The 898-nt window shown below is 57.0% G+C and carries 2 protein-coding genes; both read left to right on the top strand.

Translation table 11 applies throughout. From position 1 onward, the window contains the following. A partial coding sequence (locus Q7C20_RS26670) for a hypothetical protein (protein WP_375071180.1) occupies nucleotides 1-242 on the top strand: 242 nt, incomplete at its 5' end. Between the two features lie 118 nt (nucleotides 243-360). Next, on the top strand, nucleotides 361-663 hold the full coding sequence (locus Q7C20_RS26675) for a DUF6124 family protein (protein ID WP_375071181.1): 303 nt from the start codon (nucleotides 361-363) through the stop codon (nucleotides 661-663). The last annotated feature ends 235 nt before the right edge of the window (nucleotides 664-898 follow it).

Here is an 898-nt window from a genome sequence, read left to right on the forward strand (position 1 = left end):
CCCTGAAAGGGATGAATGCGGTGAGTCAGATACTCCTCGGCCGCTGGTTTTGGGGCCGCTTCGCAACCCAACGCGGGGCAAGCCCGCTCGCCACAGGGACAGTGTTCGCTCTTAACGGGCGGGTATCAGACAGATTTCCAAAGACCTTGAAAGGGCTGACATTTACACCGGTATCGCCTGTTCGACACCGATTGTTAAAGGCCAGCAATCCATATCTCTTTAACTTGCAGGAAGTTTCCTAGACAATCCTTTGGCCTTGCGCCTGCTCACTCCACTGACTAACCTCCGCTCCTTCGCTGCCTATCAGCGAACAGGTGCGGAAACCTGAAACAAGTAGGCCCCCTTATCAGGAGCTTATGCATGAGCAAGAACAATTCGGATTCAAACCGCTTAACCCCAGATCGTAAAGTCTTCGAGCGCGCCCTAAGCCACTATCTGCAACCCGCCCCACCGCCCTCCTTGGCTACGCATCAAGACCTCAGCTTCGAAGACGCCCTCGCGCAAATATGCGACCTGTTGCGCTGTGCTGCAGCCACCGCAACCGAAACACTCCTAGGCCTGACCGGCGATCAACGCCATATGGCCGGTGCCACCGCGCACTTGATCGACATGGCCCGCACACTCGCCGACCGCGCACTGGACTGCGTGCAACCCACGGCCTAACCCAAGACCCCTGACACGACACGATCCAACTGTGGGAGCTGGCTTGCCTGCGATGGCGGTGTATCTGTCGGCAAAAAGTTGACTGACCCACCGCTACCGCAGCATAGGTATCTACACAACTCGAGCTAGACGCTTAAACACCAGTAGATAGAGCTTTCGTGGCGAGCGGGCTTGCCCCGCGTTGGGTTGCGAAGCGACCCTGAAAGGGATGAATGCGGTGAGTCAGATACTCCTC

Source organism: Pseudomonas sp. AMR01 (genome assembly GCF_041946035.1).
Taxonomy (GTDB): Bacteria; Pseudomonadota; Gammaproteobacteria; order Pseudomonadales; family Pseudomonadaceae; genus Aquipseudomonas; species Aquipseudomonas antarctica_B.